Origin of the sequence: Mesorhizobium sp. XAP4 (assembly GCF_029269325.1) — a bacterium.
In the GTDB taxonomy this organism is placed as follows: domain Bacteria; phylum Pseudomonadota; class Alphaproteobacteria; order Rhizobiales; family Rhizobiaceae; genus Mesorhizobium; species Mesorhizobium ciceri.
Genome location: NZ_JARIXW010000003.1, coordinates 1 through 19,802, shown reverse-complemented (window position 1 = coordinate 19,802; position 19,802 = coordinate 1). Strand labels below are relative to the sequence as shown.

The 19,802-nt window shown below is 62.7% G+C and carries 13 protein-coding genes and 1 pseudogene; 1 reads left to right on the top strand and 13 read right to left on the bottom strand.

What is annotated here, in order from left to right; genetic code table 11:
• Window positions 1-35: 35 nt before the first annotated feature.
• The gene (locus P3C39_RS13620) at window positions 36-1,229 is read left to right on the top strand and encodes an ABC transporter substrate-binding protein (protein WP_013533160.1); all 1,194 of its coding nucleotides are present in this window, start codon (window positions 36-38) and stop codon (window positions 1,227-1,229) included.
• A 108-nt stretch (window positions 1,230-1,337) separates the two neighbouring features.
• Here the strand turns inward: P3C39_RS13620 and P3C39_RS13615 are convergent, their stop codons facing one another.
• The 13 genes and pseudogenes from P3C39_RS13615 to P3C39_RS13555 all read right to left on the bottom strand — a co-directional run.
• Window positions 1,338-2,006, bottom strand: a complete 669-nt coding sequence (locus P3C39_RS13615; RefSeq protein WP_275953892.1) for a nuclear transport factor 2 family protein — start codon at window positions 2,004-2,006, stop codon at window positions 1,338-1,340.
• The gene (locus P3C39_RS13610; protein ID WP_275953893.1) at window positions 2,003-3,385 is read right to left on the bottom strand and encodes an aspartate aminotransferase family protein; all 1,383 of its coding nucleotides are present in this window, start codon (window positions 3,383-3,385) and stop codon (window positions 2,003-2,005) included. The genes P3C39_RS13615 and P3C39_RS13610 overlap by 4 nt, the downstream gene beginning before the upstream one ends.
• 96 nt (window positions 3,386-3,481) lie before the next feature.
• Window positions 3,482-4,213, bottom strand: a complete 732-nt coding sequence (locus tag P3C39_RS13605; RefSeq protein ID WP_063167467.1) for a LamB/YcsF family protein — start codon at window positions 4,211-4,213, stop codon at window positions 3,482-3,484.
• Between the two features lie 12 nt (window positions 4,214-4,225).
• Window positions 4,226-6,574, bottom strand: coding sequence for a xanthine dehydrogenase family protein molybdopterin-binding subunit (locus P3C39_RS13600; RefSeq protein WP_275953894.1), 2,349 nt, complete (start codon window positions 6,572-6,574; stop codon window positions 4,226-4,228).
• Complete coding sequence (locus tag P3C39_RS13595) at window positions 6,567-7,064, bottom strand: (2Fe-2S)-binding protein (protein WP_275953895.1); 498 nt, start codon at window positions 7,062-7,064, stop codon at window positions 6,567-6,569. Before P3C39_RS13595 ends, P3C39_RS13600 begins: the two co-directional genes overlap by 8 nt.
• Window positions 7,055-7,912 carry an FAD binding domain-containing protein gene (locus P3C39_RS13590; protein WP_063167464.1) on the bottom strand — a complete coding sequence of 286 codons (858 nt, stop codon included), beginning with the start codon at window positions 7,910-7,912 and terminating at the stop codon, window positions 7,055-7,057. The genes P3C39_RS13595 and P3C39_RS13590 overlap by 10 nt, the downstream gene beginning before the upstream one ends.
• Before the next feature lie 161 nt (window positions 7,913-8,073).
• A complete protein-coding gene (locus tag P3C39_RS13585) occupies window positions 8,074-10,041 on the bottom strand; it encodes a hydantoinase B/oxoprolinase family protein (RefSeq protein ID WP_127366645.1) in 1,968 nt (655 codons plus the stop codon).
• Window positions 10,042-10,044: 3 nt separating this feature from the next.
• Entirely contained in the window at window positions 10,045-12,072 is a 2,028-nt protein-coding gene (locus tag P3C39_RS13580) for a hydantoinase/oxoprolinase family protein (RefSeq protein ID WP_275953896.1), read from the bottom strand.
• Between the two features lie 102 nt (window positions 12,073-12,174).
• The gene (locus P3C39_RS13575) at window positions 12,175-13,155 is read right to left on the bottom strand and encodes a helix-turn-helix domain-containing protein (RefSeq protein ID WP_013533169.1); all 981 of its coding nucleotides are present in this window, start codon (window positions 13,153-13,155) and stop codon (window positions 12,175-12,177) included.
• Between the two features lie 298 nt (window positions 13,156-13,453).
• A pseudogene (locus P3C39_RS13570) lies at window positions 13,454-13,699 on the bottom strand (IS481 family transposase); the annotation flags it as partial.
• A 197-nt stretch (window positions 13,700-13,896) separates the two neighbouring features.
• Window positions 13,897-15,234 carry an HlyD family type I secretion periplasmic adaptor subunit gene (locus P3C39_RS13565; protein WP_127371337.1) on the bottom strand — a complete coding sequence of 446 codons (1,338 nt, stop codon included), beginning with the start codon at window positions 15,232-15,234 and terminating at the stop codon, window positions 13,897-13,899.
• Between the two features lie 19 nt (window positions 15,235-15,253).
• A complete protein-coding gene (locus tag P3C39_RS13560) occupies window positions 15,254-16,948 on the bottom strand; it encodes a type I secretion system permease/ATPase (protein ID WP_013533172.1) in 1,695 nt (564 codons plus the stop codon).
• Between the two features lie 63 nt (window positions 16,949-17,011).
• The coding region (locus P3C39_RS13555; protein WP_275953897.1) for an Ig-like domain-containing protein at window positions 17,012-19,802 on the bottom strand (2,791 nt) is incomplete at its 5' end.

Genomic DNA, 19,802 nt, shown 5'->3' with positions numbered 1-19,802 from the left:
CACAAGCCCGACCGGAAAACAAAAAGGAGACGTGCATGACATACAAAATGAGAATTGTCGCAACCGCTCTGGCCTCGATGTCCATCGCATACCCGGCCCTAGCCGATGACAAGACCATCGTCATCGGCTTCGCCACTGCGGAGTCGGGCTTCATGGAAGCCTATGACAAGCCTGCGCAGGAGGCGGCCTTGATCCGCATCGACGAGATCAATGCGGCTGGCGGTCTGCTTGGAAAGCAGATCAAGGTCGTCAAGGCCGACACCAAGTCCGACCGGGCCGAAGGCGCCAAGGCGGGCCTCTCCGTGCTCGACCAGGGCGCGGATCTCGTGGTCGTCTCGTGCGACTACGACTTCGGATCGCCGGCTGCGCTCGCGGCCGAGGACGCGGGCCGTATCTCCTTCTTCCTGTGCGCGGAATCGGTCAAGGCCGGTATCCAGGGTGTCGGCCCGCACAGCTTCTCCGCGTCGGTGCTGGCGCCCGTGCAGGGCGCGACCATGGCCGAGTGGGCATTCAAGGAAAAAGGCGCAAAGGACTTCTACCGTCTGCTCGATACCTGGACGGCCTACAACAAGGGCATCTGCGACGGCTTCGACTGGATGATGCCGAAGCTCGAAGCCCAAGGCGCGAAGCTTGTCGGTGAAGACACCTTCAAGAACGAGGACGCCTCCATCGCCGCGCAGATCACCCGCATCAAGTCTCTGCCGAAGGAGCCGGATGCGATCATGCTTTGCACGATGATGCCGGGCGCTGTCTCGGCCATCAAGCAGCTTCGTGCCGCGGGCATCAACTCCATGATCCTGAATGGCTCGGGCGTCGACGGTAGCTATTGGCTATCCGCTGTGCCCGATCTGACGAACTTCTACGTCCCCGTTCAGGGATCGATCTATGGCGACGATCCCAATCCGGAAGTGCTGAAGTTCAATGCCACCTACAAGGCGAAGACAGGCGCCGATCCCTCGAGCCAGTATGTCTTTCCGGGTTACGTCATGGTCGACGTCTGGGCCAAGGCGGTGGAGCGTGCAGGCACGACCGATGCCGACGCCGTCGTCGCGGAACTGGAGAAGATGAAGAACGAGCCGACGCTGTTCGGGCCTCGTACCTTCACGCCGGAACTGCATCACCAGAACCAGACGCGGTACCTGATCGTCGAGACCAAGGCCGGCAAGCCGGGTGTTGTAGGCAACTGGACGATTTCCGAGCCGGTACCGATGGAAGCCTTGCTCAAGTGAGAAGGTGGGCCGGGTAAGTCCGGCCCTTTCGTAGGATCTTGCCTTTGGACAAAAAACGAGGGCGGCCCGCTTGGACCGCCCTCGTCGCCCGATGAATTCAGATTTTCGCTACCCTCGCGCTTTGCGGTAGGAATCCTTGAGCGCTATGAGCTCCCCCGAGAAAGCGAAGATATCGCAGCCGTCGACTTCGATTTGCTGCCCCGCTGCCGTGGTGCCGACGAAGCGCCATGATGAGAGCCCGGTGTCGCCCGTCACGACGTGCCGTCCCCTGGTCCACGCGGCCTTCGGGAAAGCATCGAACAGCGCTGCATAGGCGGCGCGCACGGCGTCACGCCCCATATGCTTGCGCCCTTCGGCATCGGGTCCAGCCGAGCCGTGGAAAGCGCAATTCTCAGCCATGCAGTCCATCAGCGCGCCCACGTCGCGAGCGTTCCAGGCAGCGAGGAACCGGTCAAGCACGGCGAGCCGCCTGGCTGCGAGGTCGCCGGCCTCAACGACCTCGACCTCCAGGAAGGCCAGCGGCGCATCGCCGGCATTGATGACGTTGTGGGCCACAGCCGTCCGCCGCGAATAGGGCACCCCTTGGGTGAGAGCGGCTTGCGCCTGCGCGCCGTCCGGACCTTCGAGACCGAGCTTGCCGTCCGTAAGCGGCACGATGACGTAGTCATGGCCGTGGATGTGCCAGCCGGTCTCGGCCCCGGTGGCAAAGCGCCATTCGGTGACCCGAAAGCGTTCGTCGTCGATATGGACGACCGGTTCGGCTTTCATGCGGGTCATTCGAGTCCCTCCTTGGCAACCGCACCGGTCAGGCGCTCAAGCGTCCGGCCCATGCGCGTCATGATTTCTTTCACATCGTCTTCTGTCGAGATCATCGGCGGGCAGAGCGCGAGCTGATCGCCGATGGCGCGGAAGATGAGGCCTTCCTCGTGGCCGATCCCTGCTGCGATACCCCCTGCGCGCCCAACCTTGGCGAAGGGGCGTTTCGTCGCCTTGTCTGCCACCAGCTCAACGGCGCCGATAAGACCGGTGCCCCGCGCTTCGCCGACAAGCGGGTGATCGGCAAATGAGCGGATGCCGGCCTGGAACGACGTCTCGAGGCGGGCCGCGTTTCCGATCAGGTCCCGCTCCTCGAAGATGGCCAGGTTTTCGAGACCCACTGCCGTCGCGACCGGATGACCTGACGCCGTGAAGCCGTGGCCGAAATTGCCGATCGTGGCGGTGTTGTCGGCGATCGCCTGATAGATCGCATCGGAGAAAATCACGGCGGCAAGCGGCATATAAGACGACGTGATTTGCTTGGAGACCGTCATGATATCAGGCGTGAAGCCGTATTTCTGAGCGCCGAAGGGCGTACCAAGCCGCCCGAAACCACAGATCACCTCGTCCGCTACGAGAATGATATCATTTGCCCGGCAGATTTTCTCCACGCCTTCCCAGTACCCGACCGGCGGTGGCAGAACGCCGCCGGCTGCCATGAGCGGCTCTCCTATGAAGGCTGCGATGGTGTCAGCCCCTTCTTCGGCGATCCCCGCTTCCAGCTCGGCGAGCAGGCGCGCCGTGAAGGCGGCTTCGTCTTCGCCTGCCATGCCGAAGCGATAGAAGTGCGGGCAGGTCAGGTGGCGAACGGGAATGGCCGGCAGATCGAAGTCGCGATGGTTGACCGGCAAGCCAGTCAGGCTGCCGGAGGCGACGGTGATGCCGTGATAGCCCTTGGTCCGTGCCAGGAATTTCTTCTTTTTTGGCCGGCCCAGCGCGTTGTTCATGAACCACATCATCTTGACGATGGTGTCGTTGGCTTCCGAGCCCGACGACGTGAAGAAGACACGCGTCAGGTTTTCCGGCGTCATCTCCACGAGTTTCTCCGCGAGCCGGATGGATGGCTCATGCGCCTTGGAGGAGAAGGTGTGGTAGTAGGGCAGCTTCAGCATTTGCTGATAGGCAGCGTCGGCCAACCGCTTTTCCGAAAAGCCGACGCCCACCGACCAGAGCCCGGCCAGCCCTTCGATGTATTCCTTGCCGCGTTCGTCATACACACGGATGCCGTCGCCGCGGCTGATGATCAGCGGCCCGGTTTCTTCGTGCTGACGCAGGTTGGTGTAGGGGTGCATGGTGGTGGCGATGTCGGCGGCGGCGAGAGAGTTGGAAAGCGCATCCATGGAAGTCCTCAGCGGCTTGGAGAAATGGTTCGGGCAGTGAGTTCGAGATAGTCCTCGAGTCCCTTGCGTGGAGCTTTCACGATTCGGGAGAATGAATCATGGCAGGCCGTTGGAATGAGTGTCGATGATCCGCCGCATCAGCGCGGCGACGTCGCGCGCATTCGGCGGATCGGAGTGGATGCAGACGGTGTCGAAGTCGACCGGGCGGATCGTGCCGTCTGTCGTGACGAGTTCGCCTCGAGTAAGCGCCCCCATCATGCGGTGCTCGGCAAGCGTCAGGTCGATGGCCGACTGGACGCGCGGGATGATCAGGCTGCCGCCGGGAGCGTAGGCAAGATCGGGAAAGAACTCGCCCACGAAGGCAACGCCGAGTTCGGCTGCCGCCGTCTCGTGACAGGTTCCCGCCATGCCGAAGAGAGGGACGCCGAACGGCTTGACCGCCGCGGCAATTGCCCGGGCAGTGTCGACGTCGTGCGCGGCCATGCCGTAAATGATGCCATGCGGCTTGACATGGCTGAGTTGCCCGCCCTCGGCGGCCAGCATCCCTGTCAGAGCACCGATTTGATAGAGGAAGGCAGCTGTCAGTTCCTCCGGCTGAAGTCTCATTTCGCGCCGGCCGAACCCCTCACGATCGGGAAGGGAGGGATGCGCGCCGACCCGCTTGCCATGCGAAAGGGCGAGCCGCACGGTCTTCAGCATCGTCCATGGATCGGAGGCGTGAAAGCCGCAGGCGATGTTGGCGCAATCGATATGAGGCATGATGCCGGCATCGTCACCGAAGCGCCAGTTGCCGTAGCTTTCGCCCATGTCGCAGTTCAGGGTGACCATGGTTTACTTGCCTCAGCCCAGAGTGTTCAACGCCCAGCCGGGGGCGATGTGCGGGAATTCCGGCGGTGGTTCGCGCTCATGCAGCAGTCGAAGCACGCGCGGCGGCGTCAGTGGCAGCTGCCGCACCGGCTTGCCGATGGCGCGTGCCACAGCGCAGCCGATCGCCGCGCCCACCGCCAGGATCGGGACCTCGCCCGCACCCTTGGTGCCTAGAGGCCCCATCGACGGCGCGCCCTCGTAAAGGTCGGCGGCGACCGGAACCACATCCTGCGCCAGCGGCAGGCGATAAGTCTCGAAATCGTCCTGCGCGATGCATCCGTCGGCGGTGAGCGTCACCTCCTCGTGCAACGCATAGCCGAGCCCCTGTACCACGCCGCCCTGTATCTGGCCCAGGATGGCGCGCGGGTTGAGCGCGCGGCCGACATCTTGAACTACGCGATAGGCCAGCACCTCGACATGGCCGGTGTCCGGATCAACCGCCACCTCGGCCTCGTGAACGACGAAGACGGGAATGTCGAGCGCATCGATGAAATGCCCCATCGCGCAGCCGGACATTGCCGGAGTGTTCCTGGCGGCAAAGGCCCCGCTTCCGGTGATCGGGCCAGTGGTTGCCTGTGCATGGGCGATGACAGCGGGGATCGACATGCCGGAACCGGGACGTCCCGTGATCTCGACACGACCGTCCCGCAGCACCAGGTCTTCCGGTCGGGTCTGGAGCATCTCGCCGGCGGTCCGAAGCAGCTTCTCCCGCACTTCCGCGCAGGCGGCGATGCTCGCGGCACCAAGGGACACGGTGGTGCGCCCACCGCCAACGCCGACATCGAGACCGGCGGCATCCGTATCGGCTTCGCGCACGATCACCTGGTCGGGAGCAAGCCCGAGCTGCCCAGCCACGATCTGCGGCAGGGATTGCACCATCGTGCCGGATCCGATCTCCACACCCGAGGTGACCAGCGTTGCGCTGCCGTCGGCGTTCAAATTCACCGTCGCCGCCGAAGGCCCGACGAAAACGAACCATGTGCCGACCGTGGTCGCAATTCCATAGAGCCTGCCGTCGGCCTCGGCCTCTGATGTACCGGTGCTGGCGCGCAGTGTCTCCATGCGATCGAGCATCGGACCCAGCACGTCGGCCTCGAAAACCTGCCCCGTGGCACCGAGATCGCCATCTCCCAGGACATTTTTCTTCCGGAACTCCATTGGGTCGAAGCCTAGCGCATCGCAGATTTCGTCGGTGTGTCGCTCCAACGCGAAGGTGTTGTAGACGCCGTTGCAAGCTCGGAAAGCGCCGTTGGGTGGTGTGTTGGTGTATACGGCGCGGCTGACGAGCCGCGTTGCGCCAACCCTGTAATTGCCGCCCAGCGTGTGCGCCGTCATCGTTGTCAGGAAAACCTGTTCGCCGCCATACGCGCCGCAGTCCATCAGCACGACCGCCTCGCGTCCGGCGATGTATCCTTCGGCGGTGACAGCGGAGCGAATGCGGATTTCCGCATTCTCGCGGCAGAGGCAGGTTGCCATCTCTTCCTGCCGGGTGTTTTCCAGGACCACCGTGCGCCCGGTCATCCGCGCCAGAAGTGCCGTGATCGGCTCGATGGACGCATCGAATTTCAGGCCGAACCCGCCTCCGACAGGCGGCACGGTGACCCGCACACGCCCGGGCGCAAGCTGCATGACCCTTCCGGTGACGTTGCGAACTGTCCAAGGCACCTGCGTCGAGGTCTGGATGTGAGCCCGGCCGTCCTCCCAGGAGCCGATGGCAACGCGCGGTTCGAAAGGCACATGGCTCTGCCGGCCGACGGTAAAGCTGCTCTCGACTATGCGTATGTCGGGACGGGCGAAGGCCGCATCGACGTCGCCGCGGCTGGATTTTGCCTCCCATGCGATGTTGCCGGCACGTGCGCCGCCCTCGGTGATCACCTCATAGCCGCGCCAGCCCTCGTGGACGAGACGGGCTGCGGGCTGGAGCGCTTCGGCCATGGTGGACACCGGTGCCAGCGGCTCGATCTCAAGCACGATGACGGCAAGCGCCGCCCGCGCCTGCTTCTCCGTTTCGGCGGCAACGACGGCGATTGGCTCGCCATGATAGCGGATGGTGTCGATGGCCAGGAGCGGATGGTCGGCAATGCCGATGCCGTAGAGGCCTGGCGCGTCGGCGCCGGTCGCCACCGCGCGCACGCCAGGACAGCGAAGTGCCGCCGAAACGTCGAGCTTGCGGATACGCCCCGCGGAAACGGTCGACCGCAGCAGCACGGCATGCAACATGTCGGGGCGAACCCGGTCGTTGGTGTATTTCGTCCGCCCACGCAGCTTGTCCTGCGCATCGCGGCGGGGAAGATTCATCACCGTGGCGGACAGCTCAGACATGGATGCCTCCCACCGGCTGGCCAGCCTTCCGCGCTTGGTCAAGGCAGTCGGCCACGGCGTCGACGATCCGCTCATATCCGGTGCAGCGGCAGATGTTGCCGACCATCGCGGCCTTGATGTCGGGACGGCTCGCATGCGGATTGTCACGCACGAACGCCGAAAGGCTCATAACCATTCCTGGAAAACACATGCCGCATTGCACGGCATCGGCGGCCTCTAGATTGGCCTGGAGCGGATGCAGCGCCTGGTTTCCGGAGCTCAATCCCTCGATGGTCGTGACCGCGCACCCCTGGACCAGGCCAATCGGCTTCAGGCAGGACGGCACCGCTTCGTCGTCGACATGCACCGTGCAGGCGCCGCAGAAGCCTTCGCGGCACACGGCTTTGGTCCCCGTCAGGAATCGTTCCCGCCGCAAGATGTCGACGAGCGGCGTCATCGGATCGCCGTGAAAGCTGCAGTCCTCGCCATTCAGCTGGAATGTCACAACCATGCCAGGCCCTCGGTCTTGAGAAGTGCGGCAACACCGCGCTTGACCAGCGGCGGAAGAACCTGGCGCCGGTACCAACCCTCCGCTTCCCTGCCGTCGCGGCCCTGAAAATCATTGTGCTCTAGTGCAAGCCCGGCAGCGCGCTCCGGATCGAGCGCGGAGGCCTGGCTTGCCCTCATCGCCTGTTCGAGCGCCGTCCAGCGCCGCGCTACCGGCTCCACCGAGCCGACGGCGATGCGACATCGTTTGTCCTTGTCCACCGCAAGCGAGACGACGGCGACCGGATAGTCGCCAGCCTTCCGAAGCGGCAGGCGGATATGCGCGCTTGCGACAAGGTCGCGGCGCAGATGAATTCTCGTCACAATCGCCTCTGCCAGCAGCGCATGCCTGTCTTTGAGGAAATCCGAAATACCGATGAGTTTTGGGCCTTCGAACGTCTCCAGCTCCACCGTCGCCTCACAGACGAGAAGCGCAGGGGCGAGATCGGCGGCGGCAAAGTCGAGGGCACAAAGGTTACCGCCCACGGTGGCGACCCTTCGGATACCGGGATTGGCCGCGTTCTCCGCCGCGTCAACCAGACCTTCGAAGCCCGCTGCCCCATGCAATGCGCGGCCAAGGACTGCGTGGGTAACAGCTGCGCCGATCACGACATGGTCCGAGTCGATTTCGACCTTGGACAAGGCCGGTATTCGGTCGAGTGCGACCACCGCGTCGGGAAGGTCGACCCCGCGTTGGGGATCACGCATCATCCAGGTGCCGCCTGCAAGCACCACCGCGCCCTGCCGGCGTGCTGCCATTGCCTCTTCAAGTGTGCTGGCCGCGGTGAACGATCGTCCCACGCCTGGTGCCATCTGTCATACCCCTCGGAGCAGCCAACCTTCGCGGCGCTGCGACATTGTTGCTCCAGCTTTAGGTTCCTGTGAAATAGTAATTCTTTGAATATGGTATCGAAAAAACAGATAACTCTGGCATCCCGCGAGCGCCCGCAAGATTGCGGCGCGCTCGCTGGCGCTCAGACCCAGTGGGTGACGGTCCGTTTCTCAAAACTCTCCCGGAACTGGGCGGTGGTTTTGGGAAGTAGTTCGCCGGTCTCCCAGTCGAGGATCACGGCATAGTGCCGAACCGCATCGAGCGTATCGATCTCGCCGGAGCGGTATTTGCGCGCGACCTCCTCGGGATCCATGCGTGCCCAGCCCTTCCGTTTCGCCCGGATGTCGGTACGGCAGGCTTCGGTCGCCGTCTCGTCGATTTCGTACTGGCACAGGTCGCGGTCGATTTCGCGGATCACCACACCGTAGTCAGTCCTGGCACGCTCCAGGGAAACGTAGTCGTCGATCACGTCCTCCATCACCTTGCGGGGCTCGCGCTGCAGTGGATCGCCGAAACCACCGCCGCCGGCCGTCGGACGAGCGAACTGGTCGCCTGTGTGGACGGAGTAATCGGAGAATACGGAGCCGAGCCAGATCTCGGTCTCTTCTCCGGCGCGCTTCATGGTCAAGCCGTGGGGCATCGACGGCAGGCCTCCTTCGACACCCCAGACGACAGCACGCTCGCGGTCGCAAATATAGGACATGACGGCATTTTCAGCCTCAAGCAGCAATGAGGTCTTCTGCACGCCGACGCCGCCCCGCCACTTGCCGGGCCCGGCTGAATCCTGCTTGATCTGGAACTCGAGCGTCCGAGTGGGATTGACCCGCTCGTTGCCTTCGTTCGGCTGCGACATCAGCCCGGTTCCGAAGCAGGCGGTGGTGACATCGGCACCATCCTTGCCGTTGCGCCCGCCCCAGCCGCCAGGCAGCCATTCGTAGAACATGAAGATCGGCTTTTCGGGTTTGCGCGCATCCCGTCCCCCGGCCAGCAGATATTCGAGGTTGAAGGCGCAGGCGATAGCGCGTTCGGGCATGATCTTCGACCACATCTCGAAGATCGCGTTCATGATTTTTTCAAACGGCATCAGGAACCCGGTCACCGCCACCGGCCATTCCGCGCTGACGATGCTGTTCTTCGGCGCGGTCACCTCGATCATCCGGTAAAACCCGCTGTTGAGCGGGAGGTCCGGAAAGAAGGTTTTCATGCCGGCGACCACGGCCGAGAAGGTCGCGCCCGGTGCGGAATTATACATCGAGGCAATGGTCGAGTGGCTTCCCGTAAAATCGTAGTGGATCGTGTCGCCCTTGATCGTCATCTTGATGCGGATCGGGATCATGCCCTCGCCGGCACCGAGATCCCGGTCGATGTAGTCGACCGTCTCCCAGGTGCCGTCGGGCAGCTCCGCCAGACGCTTTCGCACGGCACGTTCGACGTAGTCCTGAACCTCCTCCATACCGCGCATGACCTGGCCGCGCCCGTACTTCTTGACCAGCCGCAGCAGTTCGCGCTCGGCCGCCTGCGTCGCTTGCGCCTGGGAATGGATGTCGCCAATGATCGATGCGGGATCGCGCGTGTTGGCCGCGATCATGTTGGCAACATCGGAGCAGAAGCGGCCGCGCTGGAAAAGGCGCAGCGGCGTTATCCGCAGCCCTTCGCGGAACATGTCGCGGGCGGTGACGTCGAAGGAGCCCGGCACCGAGCCGCCGAGATCCGACCAGTGTCCGTTCGACTGGGAGAAGCCGATCAGTTTGTCTTCATCGAAGATCGGCCGGACGAGCCGAACGTCGCTGAAATGCGTACCGCCGGCATAAGGATCGTTGATTGCGTAGACATCGCCGGGTGCCATATCGCCTTCGAAGACCCGGATCACTTCCTTACACGTGTTGTGCAATGTGCCGACATGGACCGCGATGTCGTAGTTGCCCTGGGCGACGGAGTTGCCATCGGCGTCGTGCAGGGCATTCGAAAAGTCTCGGTTGTAGATGACGAAGGAATAGCAGGTGCGAAGCATCTGTTCGGCCATCTGGTCGACGGTGGTGATGAAGGAGTTCTTCAGCACCTCGAACGTTACCGGATCGAGGCCAGGGCTCGTTTCAATCAGCTTTGTCATGTCTCAGCCTTTCGTCACGATGAGAATGTTCAGGAAGCCATCGACGGTCGCGCTCATTCCCGGCGGAACCACGGTGGTGGAATCGAACTGTTCGACGATGGCGGGTCCCGCAAAGGCAGCGCCGGCGCTGAGTTGATCGCGATCATAGACAGCCGCATCATGAGATACGCCGTCGAACCAGACGCCGCGGCGGCCGAGCGGCTCGGGCACATGAGGCAAGACTCCGTGTCGCGGTATCTCGGCTTTCGGGACGATGCCGATCGCCTTGACCGCGATGCGGAAGATCGATACCGGCGCGTCTTCGCGGCGGTAGTTGAACTCGCGTTCGTGTTCGTTGTGGAATGCCTCGATCAGCGGGCAGATGCTCTCGATGCGCGCCGGGGCTGACACCGCGAGCGAGCGCCACTGGCCCTGGTACATCATCTCGACCGTGCGCTGCAGCGCCATGTCTTCCTGCGCCACGCCCTCATGGCCCAGACGCTCAACCGCCTGTTTTTCCATCAGAACAAAGGCTGCCTGCATCTCGGCGGGCGAGACAGTCGAAGCATCGGCCATGAAGCTTTCGGAGAAATCGTGCTGCACGTCGACGAGAAGGCAACCGAGCGCGGAGGTAACGCCGGGATTGGGCGGTACGATCACGGTTGGAATCGAAAGCTCCTTGGCCACAGCCGCTCCGTGCAAAGCGCCAGCACCGCCGAATGCGACCAGCGCAAAGTCGCGCGGGTCGTAGCCTCGGCTGATGGAGAGAAGCCGGACGGCATTGCCCATATTGGCGTTGGCGACGGCGATGATCGCCTCGGCCGCCTGGTGGAGTTCCATGCCGAAGGGTTCCGCCACCGTCTCCTGAACCGCCTCGGCGGCCAGAGCGGGGTCGAGCGTGATCTTGCCGCCCGCAAGGCTGGTGCCGAGACGGCCGAGCACCACATTGGCATCGGTGTTGGTGGCAATGCGGTTGCCATTCTTGTAGCAGGCCGGACCTGGAAAGGCGCCAGCGGACTGCGGTCCGTTGCGCAAGCTGCCGCCCTCGTCCTGCCATGCCAACGACCCGCCGCCCGCACCGATGGTCAATACCTCGATGGAGGGGAAGCGGATCGGATATCCGAATTCGATGTACCAGTCCTTTGTGATGCGCGACTCCCCGTTCCAGGCCAGCGAGACGTCGGTGCTGGTGCCGCCCATGTCGAAGCCGATCGAGTTCGGGTAGCCACAGAGATTTCCGATGAAGCGGCTTGCGATCGCTCCGGCGGCGATGCCGGATCCCGCGAGCCGGGCTGAGAAATCCTTGACGCTCGCGGGCGTCATGACCCCGCCACCGCTGTGCAGCAACAGGAGATCTCGCTTGTATCCGGCGTCGGCAAGCTTTTCTCCGAGACGCGACACGTAGTCGACGACGACCGGGGCGCAGACGGCGTTCGCCATGGTGGTGGAAAAACGTTCGTGCTCGAAGATTTCCGGCATCACCTCCGAGGAGATCGAGACCGGCAGATCCGGCATTGCCTCCTTCAGGATCTCACGCATGCGGCGCTCGTTGGCGCCGTTGACATAGGAGTTCATGAAGCAGACGGCGATGGACTTGACCTGCCGCTTCTTGAGAATCTCCGCGACACGGCGCGCGGCCTCTTCGTCCAACGCTTCCAGGATCGTGCCCTCGGCACTGACCCGTTCCCGGACGGTCAGCCGGTCGCGGCGCGGGATATAGGGCTTGGCGACATCTTTGTAGGTGTCCCAGAGATCTTCCTTGTTGGCGCGACGGATCTCTACAACGTCACGAAAACCCTCGCTGCAGACCATTGCGGTGCGCGGCAGACGGCGGGTGATCAGCGCATTGGTGGCGACCGTCGTACCATGAGAGAACATCGTTACCTCCGAAAGATCGATGCGCCCCTGCTCCACGCCATTCATGATGGCCTGCATGGGATCGTCAGGCGTGGAGGCGGTTTTTTCGATGCGGATCGCTCCGCTGTCTTCGTCCATGATGCAGATGTCGGTGAAAGTCCCTCCGACGTCGACGGCAACTCTGATTCGGCTCATGACAGTTCCTTCGCAAGGTCTTGCGGGCAAAGCCCCGCCTTCGTCGCCCCTTGCCGGGGAGACGTTGCATGAATGGTGGAATTGGCCCGGATTTCGTCGGGACTAGTGGCGCTCTCGCGAGGCCGAAGAGCCGCCCGCCCGGTTCGCTGCTTCGCGACGGGTATCCGTCGGTGCGCAGCCGAACCGCGTCCGGTAGTGCTTGCAGAACTGGGACTGGTCGGCGAAGCCCCAGCGGTAAGCAATCTCGGCTACGCTGCTGATGTTGGTCACCGACATCAGCTCCTCGGCGCAAAGTTCAAGCCGGGCGTCGCGGATGAAGCCGTTGATCGACTGGTTGCTGTCCTGAAAAAGGACCTGCAGGTAACGCAGGGAGATGCCGCAGGCATCAGCCACCGCCTGCGGGCCGAGGTCGGAATTCTTCAGATTGTCGCGAATATACTGCTCGGCACGATGCAAATGGCCGGCCCGGATCGACGAGATGCTGCTGTCCAGCACGCGATCGTCGCTCACGATCGACAGGCACAGCATTTCCAGGATGTGCCTGCCCATCATCTCACGAGCGACTTCAGTGATCTCATCGAGATGGCCGATCGTGGTTCGCACCGTGTCGAGGAAGAGCGCGGCGATGCCTTGGGTCGCGTCGAAACTGAGCGCACTGAGCCGTTCGGCGGATCCGATCCGTGCCCGAACGCTCGATGATGGTACCTTGAGGACCCACAGCGCGTTTGGCTTGCCGTGCCAGAATTCGTAAGGCGCATCTCCCCGCTCGACGAGAAAGCCCCCCGGCCTGCAATTGACGGTTCTCGACCCTTGCGAGAAATTCACCTCCGACATCTCCGGGATCGTGATGAGCAGGCTGGCGTCACGCTCGTTGAGGAAGTGGCGGCGGTGGCGACGATAGCTTACGGCATCGCAGCGCATTTTAGACACGCTGACGAGCCCAAGCGAGAAGGTTTCTAGCGTGCCTGAAAATTCGCGACGGTTCCGATACTCGGTGTCGAGCGGAAAATAGGCTTCGGTAACAGCGGCTTGCCAGGCATCACCGCCTGCGGGACCGCCGATCGTATCGACGACGTATTTCATTCCCCGACCTTTCTGGTTGACCCGGTTGTCCCGGTGTTGTTCCGAAGATTACAGGAATTCACCGGCGCGTATTGGTCAAAAACGAATAAACTTATGTGGTCGGTTGGCCCAGGACCGGAGCTCGCGACGGTTGCAGTTGTCGTCACGATCAGTGTGCAGCTGATCAAACCAGCCTTGGCGCGCAAACCGCCAGCCGACTTGGAACCATGCATTCTTTTCGCACACTCATTCAGGAAAAATTGTCGGCTTCCAGATGTGGGCGGAAATGATGTCCTGCAGTTCCGTGCGTACGGAAGAGTGGCAGCAGCGTGTAGCGGCGGAAAGCGACAATGTCCGCCTCGTCCTCAATCGAGAGCACCGTCGATCTCGGTTCCTTCGGACCAGTCGATAGATCGGCGACCGAAGCTCGCCTCTTCCACTTCGCAACCGTCTTCCGGTTGATCCCGTAGCGCTTGGCCAGCCCCCTCAGGCTCTCTTGACTATGCTGTATCGCTCGACGGACCGCCTCTGTCGTTTTGGCGCTCCCATGCAGAACTTGGCCCATAGCGCATCCTTTCATTCGGGAGACAAGGATGCTCCATAAAGCCCGGGATCAAACATCTAGGATCATCAGATCCAGCACCAAAGAAACAGAGGGGCTGTCGGCAGGGAACATGCAGACCATGAGCGACTGGTTGTCGGCTTGTCTCCGACTGCTCTGCGTCAGAATCACCTCAAAAGCGAAGTCGCTTGGCTAATCCGTCATTTCTGGCGAAAGGCGGAGTGGAACGACACAACCAGCGGGCCCAGAATGTAGTCGAGCGCGGTGCGTTCCTCGGTGACGATCATGACTGACGCTGGCATGCCCGGATAAAGCGCAATCTGTGGGGCTGCTGCCAATTCCACCGGATCGACCGCTACGTCGGCAAGATAGTAGGGAAACCCGGTCTTGCTGTCGGTAATGCGATCCGCCGAAATGCGGGTGACGCGGCCATGAATTATGGGTATTGAGCGCTGCTTGTAGGATGTAAAACGAACTTCGGCAGCCATATCGGGTCGCAGGTTCGATATGTCCTCGACGCGAATCTGGGCCTGGACGATCAGCGAATTTTCGGTCGGCACGATATCGAGGATGGTCTGGCCCGGCGAAACGATCGCGCCTATCGAGAAGACGCTGAGATCCATCACCTGGCCGTCATACGGCGCGCGCACCTCGGCTCGGTCCATGGCAGCCTGGGCGGCAAACATCTTGGGCACGAGGTCGGAAAGGCTCGATTGCGTATCGATCAGCATGGCCGACAGCTTGGCTCGGCGCTCATTTGTCAATTGTGCGATCTGGCTTTCGAGTTCGGCTTTGCTCTGTCGGCTGCCGCCGATCGCGCCGAGGTTCTCATCGATCAGGCCCTGCAGATCCGAGGCGGATCTTTCCAGCTCCAGGATGCGTGGGCGGGTCGTCAATCCGGCCTTGAGCAGCTTCGACAGGCTGGCCTTCTCGTTGATCGTCGATTGCAACTGGGCATGGTAAGATTCGACCCGAGACTGCTTGCCCTGGATCTGCTCCTCGAGTTCGGCAATGCGCCGCTCGAGGATTTGCCTGGCGCCGGCCATCGAGGCGCGTTGGCTTTCCAGATCGGCGATCTGGTTTGCCATTGCATCCCGAAGGTAGTCTTCGTGCTCTTTGAGAATGTCCTTGGGAAAGGCAACAACCTCGCTGCCGTCCAGTTCGGCTCGGATCCTGGCATCGGTTGCGCGCAACAGCGCATATTGCTGGGCATAAAGATTGAACTCGGACCGAATCCTGGTGTCGTCCAGCTTCAGCATGATGTCGCCCTTCCTGACGACGTCGCCATCCTTGACGCGGATCTCCTTCACCGTACCGCCGTCGAAGTGCTGTACGCTTTTGCGATTGCCATCCACCTTGACGATGGCGTCGGCAAGCACGGCGCCGTTCAGCGGGGCAAAGGCCGCCCAGCCGCCAAAGATGCCAAAGAAAGCAACGATGATCAGCAGACCGATATAGGCCGGCACCCGGATCGAATCCGGGGCCAGAATACCGGCGTCGCCAGGCAGGCTCCGGTAGGTAAGCGCGCCGTCGCTCATCGCTCTCTCCAAACACGGTTCATTGCGTTGCCACCGCCATTGGAGCCGCGCGCTGGTTGAGGAGCGCCACGATCTCGTTTCTCATGCCAAAGGCCTCGACGGCGCCATCGCGCAACAGGAGGATCTTGTCGACATTCGCCAGGGTCGAGGGCCGGTGAGAGACGATGATCACCGTACTGCCGCGGCGCTTGAGTTCGATCGCGCAGTCGCTCAGCGCGCGGTCGCCATCGGCATCGAGATTGGAGCTGGGCTCGTCGAGAATGATCAGGTTCGGCGTTCCGAACACTGCGCGGGCAAGAGCAATCCGTTGGCGATATCCTCCTGACAGCACTGCGCCGCCTTCGCCGATCTGCGTCTCATAGCCTTGCGGCAGGCGGATGATCATCTCATGCACGCCGGCGAGCCGCGCGGCCTCGATGACCTCCTGGTCGACATTGGTCTTGAAGCGGCCGATGTTGGCGGCGACCGTATCGGAGAAGAGTTCGATATCCTGCGGCAGGTAGCCGATGTGGTCGCCGAGCGCGTCGTGTCCCCATTGCGACAGGTCGGCCCCGTCCAGCCTGACGGTACCGCGGCTGGGTTGCATGACGCCCGCGAGATGACGCGCCAGCGTCGACTTGCCGGCGCCGGAAGGGCCGACGATTCCCAGCGTCTCGCCTGCTTCCAGCCGGAACGATACGTCTCGGAGAAGCACTTTCTGCTGGCTGGCGATTGCAAAGCTGACCTGCTCGACCGAAATCTTGCCGGTGGGCTTGGGCAGGTTGAACGATCTTTCGCTCTGCGCGCCCCCGTCGACCAGCTTCTCGACCCTTGCCAACGCCGCCCGCCCCAGGATCAGGCTGCGCCAAAGGCCGACGATCTGCTCGACCGGCTGCAGCCCCCGGCCCAGCAAGAGGCTCGCGGCGAACATGGTGCCGCCGGTGATCTGCCGCTCGATCACCAGATAGGCGCCGAGGCCGAGGATGAGCGACTGCATGGTGAGCCGCAGGAAACGGATCAGGCCCGACATCAGTGCGGCGCGATCGCTTGCCTCCGCCTGGCGCCGCAGCGCCAAATTGCGGTCGCGTCCCCAGCGGCGGATGAGGCCGTCGATCATCCCCATGGCGCGAACGACTTCGGCGTTTCTGAGGCTCATCTCGGTGAAATTATAGTTGGTCGTCGCCAGGTCGTTGGCCTGCTTCAGCGGCGAACGCACGATATATTCGTTTAGCACCGCCATGGCGACCAGAAGCAGCGAGCAGCCCAGCGCGAAGAAGCCGAGCCAGGGGTGCAGCAGGAAGATGATGCCGATGTAGATGGGCGACCATGGCAGGTCGAACAAAGCGTGGATGCCGCTGCCGGTGATGACCTGCCTGAACGTGTCGAAGTCTCGGATGGGCTGGCTCGGCGACGAGCCGGGCGATGGGGTCTCGACCGACGCGGCCAGGACTTTTGCCGACAGCAGCCGGTCGAGCCGCGCACTGGCACGCGTCAGGATGGAGGCGCGCACCAGGTCGAGGCCGGCCAGCGAAAGAAAGGCCGCCAGCAACACCAGGGTCAGCATCACCAGCGTGGTTTCGCTGCCGCTGGTGACGACCCTGTCATAGATCTGCAGCATGTAGAGTGGGGACGCGAGATAGAGCAGATTGATGGCCAGGCTGAACGCCGCCGCTACCAGGAAATAGCGGCGGCAGGCCCGAAGCGCATCCTTCACAATTCGAGATTTGCTATCCACGTCCAGAACCCCACTCGATACGCATCAGGCCAGGTGGGCCGCCGCTGGCGGCGGCCTTTTGGTTCACACCACGAAGTCGCTTGAAATTGCTCCATTGCCAACGCCCGTCAGCGTGAATTCCGCCGGATTGTACGAAACGGCGGTATGGCCTTGGCCGTCATCGGCAAGCTTGAAGCCGTTCGCATCGTAGCTGCCGACCAGATGCAGCGCGGTACCGTGGGTGCCGTCCGAAACGGTCAGCGTTCCGCCGCTGCCATCCTGGTTTGCCTGGTAGACGGCCGTCGTTCCCGCGCCGAACAGGATGTCCTCTAGCTCCAGCCTGTCGTCATTGGTGATGCCGCCGATCCGCCCGCTGAAATCGAAGGAATCGTCGAGCTGCAGCGTGCCGGCCGCATCGTGCGCGAAGGTGACATCCGTCGACGAGGCGCTGCCGAACTCAAGCTTCGACAGGTTGCCGATCGTGGCATCGCCGTCGCCGGTGACCTGGCCATGGATGACGATGTCGCCGCCATTGGCCAACAGCATGCCGGAATTCGCCAGCCCGCCGGTGATCGTCAGTCCACCTGAACCGGTCGCCTCCAATGTTCCGGAGTTGGTGACGACGCTGCCCCCCGTATCGATGACAAGCGCATTCGCGCCAGAGGCGATAATGGTGCCCTGATTGTCGAGGCTCAGCATCCCGCCGCCCAGCTGGCCAGCGCCCGATATCGTGTTGTCGACATTGACCAGAGTGACGTCCGGCCCCGTGCCGGAGATCATGTTGGCGGCGCTGTCGGACAGCAGGATCTGCCCGCCACCCTGCAGGGTCACACCATGCTGGATGATTTGCAGCAGCGTATCGCCGCCGGTCGATTCCAGCGAGATAAGGCCGCTATTGTTGATCGTACCGCTCAGCGGCAGCAAGGCGCCGTCGCCGATCGTCATGGTCCCTGGATTGTTGACCACCGGTGTCTGGTCGAAGACGAAATTGCTTGCCGTCAGCGCCCCCGAGTGCACGCCATCCAGCGTGATCGACTGCCCATCGCCGAGCGCGATCACCGCGTTTCCATTGGCATCGTCGGCGATATGCGTCTGGAGATCGGCAAAGTTTGCCAGTCCGTTGTAGCCGATGAGGTCGATCTGGTCAGCCGCGGCGTCGAAATTATGCACCGTGTCGGCACCGATCGGCTGCGAGAAGACGAAGAGATCGTTGCCGCTGGACCCGGTCAGCACGTCGTCGCCCGACCAGGCGAAGATCGGCGAGCCCGGAGCGTAGGCCTCGACATTGTCGGCGATCGACGCGCTGCCCGAGGTGCCGTCGGCGTTGATCCAGGTCATCTGGACGTCGAGCACGGCTGCCCCGGTGAAACTGGCCGATGTGGTGACAGTCAGCCCGCGCAGGTCGCTGGTCTGTGTCGTCCAGCTTCCATCGGCGTTATGCGTCGCGCCGTCGATGGTCCAGCCCGAAGGTACGTCCTTCACCGTGACGGTGATGAGCGCACCTTCATGCGATGGATCGGTGAGAGCGAGATTGATGGGCTCGCCGGAGATGCCTGCGGGCAAGGTGAATATCGGGCTACCTATGCCACCATGGCCGGTAAGGTCTGTCCAAAGCGACGACCCTGTGCCGCTAGCGACTACGCGAATGTTGTGCGGCCCCGACCCGCTGGTCGCGTCCTTAAGCGCTAACGTGTAAATGTCTTGGCCACCAGTGATCCCTACATGAACGATCGGTCCATTGACAGTTGCTCCGACAATCTGGAGGTCGTTGAGATCAAATCCTGTAACCGCTTCGCTAAATGTAAATGTAACTGTGGGTTTAGAGCCGCTGTTGTCTGATGTTATGACCACCGTCGGCGGCGCGTCGGCGGTGTTGACGGTATAATTGGCCGAGTTGGTTATAGCCGCTGGGGCGTTGCCAGCCGGGTCCTGCCACGCGGCACCCACTGTAATGACGTTAATAGTGTCGGTGATCGACGCCAGCGGCGTCAAAGTGGCGGTGAAAACCTTCGTATCGGCCGTAGCTGTAATCGCGCCCAAGGTTGCACTGGTGATGTCATAGGTAACGTCTGCCGCAGAGAAGTTCGACGGTACCTCACTGAAGGTAAAGGTCACCGTCGCGACATCGCCGGTCGTTAACGCGGTGTCATTGATCCCAATGGAGACCGTGGGGGCGACGGTGTCCACCGTCATGCTTAGCTGCGTGGCGGCGGTGTTGTTGTTGCCCGCCGCGTCGGTGAAGGTGCTGCCGGCCAAATTGATGGTGGCGGTGGTGGTGCTGGCAGCGGTGGGCGTGAAGTTGGCGGTGTAGCTGGTGCCGCTGCCGGCAAAGTTGCTCAGCGTGCCACCGGTGACGGCGACATCGCCGCTGGCGAAGGTGGTCGATGGCTCGCTCAAGGTGAAGGTCAGGTGCGCGACATCGCCGATCTTCAGGGCACTGTCATCGGTGGCGATCGACACCGTGGGGTTGGCGGTATCCACCGCCTGCACCGCCTGGGTCGCCGCCACGCTGAGGTTGCCCACGGCGTCATTTGCCGCGCCGGCCGCGATGTCGACCGTGATGTCGGCGGTGGAGCCGTCCGTCGCCGTCACATCGAAGGTGTAGGTCGTGCCGCTGCCGGAGAAGTTCGATACCGTGCCGCCCGCCACCACCAGGTCGGCGGCGGTAAAGCCGGTCACCGCTTCGCTGAAGGTCACGGTGTAGCCGACCACCGGGTCGCTGTCGCTGGCCGTGCCGGGCTGGTCGTCGGCGATCGACACCGTGGGGTTGGCGGTATCCACCGCCTGCACCGCCTGGGTCGCCGCCACGCTGAGGTTGCCCACGGCGTCATTTGCCGCGCCGGCCGCGATGTCGACCGTGATGTCGGCGGTGGAG

Coding starts and splice junctions, on each gene's coding strand:
- P3C39_RS13620 (WP_013533160.1), top strand. CDS start 36: ATGACATACAAAATGAGAATTGTCGCAACCGCTCTGGCCTCGATGTCC.
- P3C39_RS13615 (WP_275953892.1), bottom strand. CDS start 2,006: ATGACCCGCATGAAAGCCGAACCGGTCGTCCATATCGACGACGAACGC.
- P3C39_RS13610 (WP_275953893.1), bottom strand. CDS start 3,385: ATGGATGCGCTTTCCAACTCTCTCGCCGCCGCCGACATCGCCACCACC.
- P3C39_RS13605 (WP_063167467.1), bottom strand. CDS start 4,213: ATGGTCACCCTGAACTGCGACATGGGCGAAAGCTACGGCAACTGGCGC.
- P3C39_RS13600 (WP_275953894.1), bottom strand. CDS start 6,574: ATGTCTGAGCTGTCCGCCACGGTGATGAATCTTCCCCGCCGCGATGCG.
- P3C39_RS13595 (WP_275953895.1), bottom strand. CDS start 7,064: ATGGTTGTGACATTCCAGCTGAATGGCGAGGACTGCAGCTTTCACGGC.
- P3C39_RS13590 (WP_063167464.1), bottom strand. CDS start 7,912: ATGGCACCAGGCGTGGGACGATCGTTCACCGCGGCCAGCACACTTGAA.
- P3C39_RS13585 (WP_127366645.1), bottom strand. CDS start 10,041: ATGACAAAGCTGATTGAAACGAGCCCTGGCCTCGATCCGGTAACGTTC.
- P3C39_RS13580 (WP_275953896.1), bottom strand. CDS start 12,072: ATGAGCCGAATCAGAGTTGCCGTCGACGTCGGAGGGACTTTCACCGAC.
- P3C39_RS13575 (WP_013533169.1), bottom strand. CDS start 13,155: ATGAAATACGTCGTCGATACGATCGGCGGTCCCGCAGGCGGTGATGCC.
- P3C39_RS13565 (WP_127371337.1), bottom strand. CDS start 15,234: ATGAGCGACGGCGCGCTTACCTACCGGAGCCTGCCTGGCGACGCCGGT.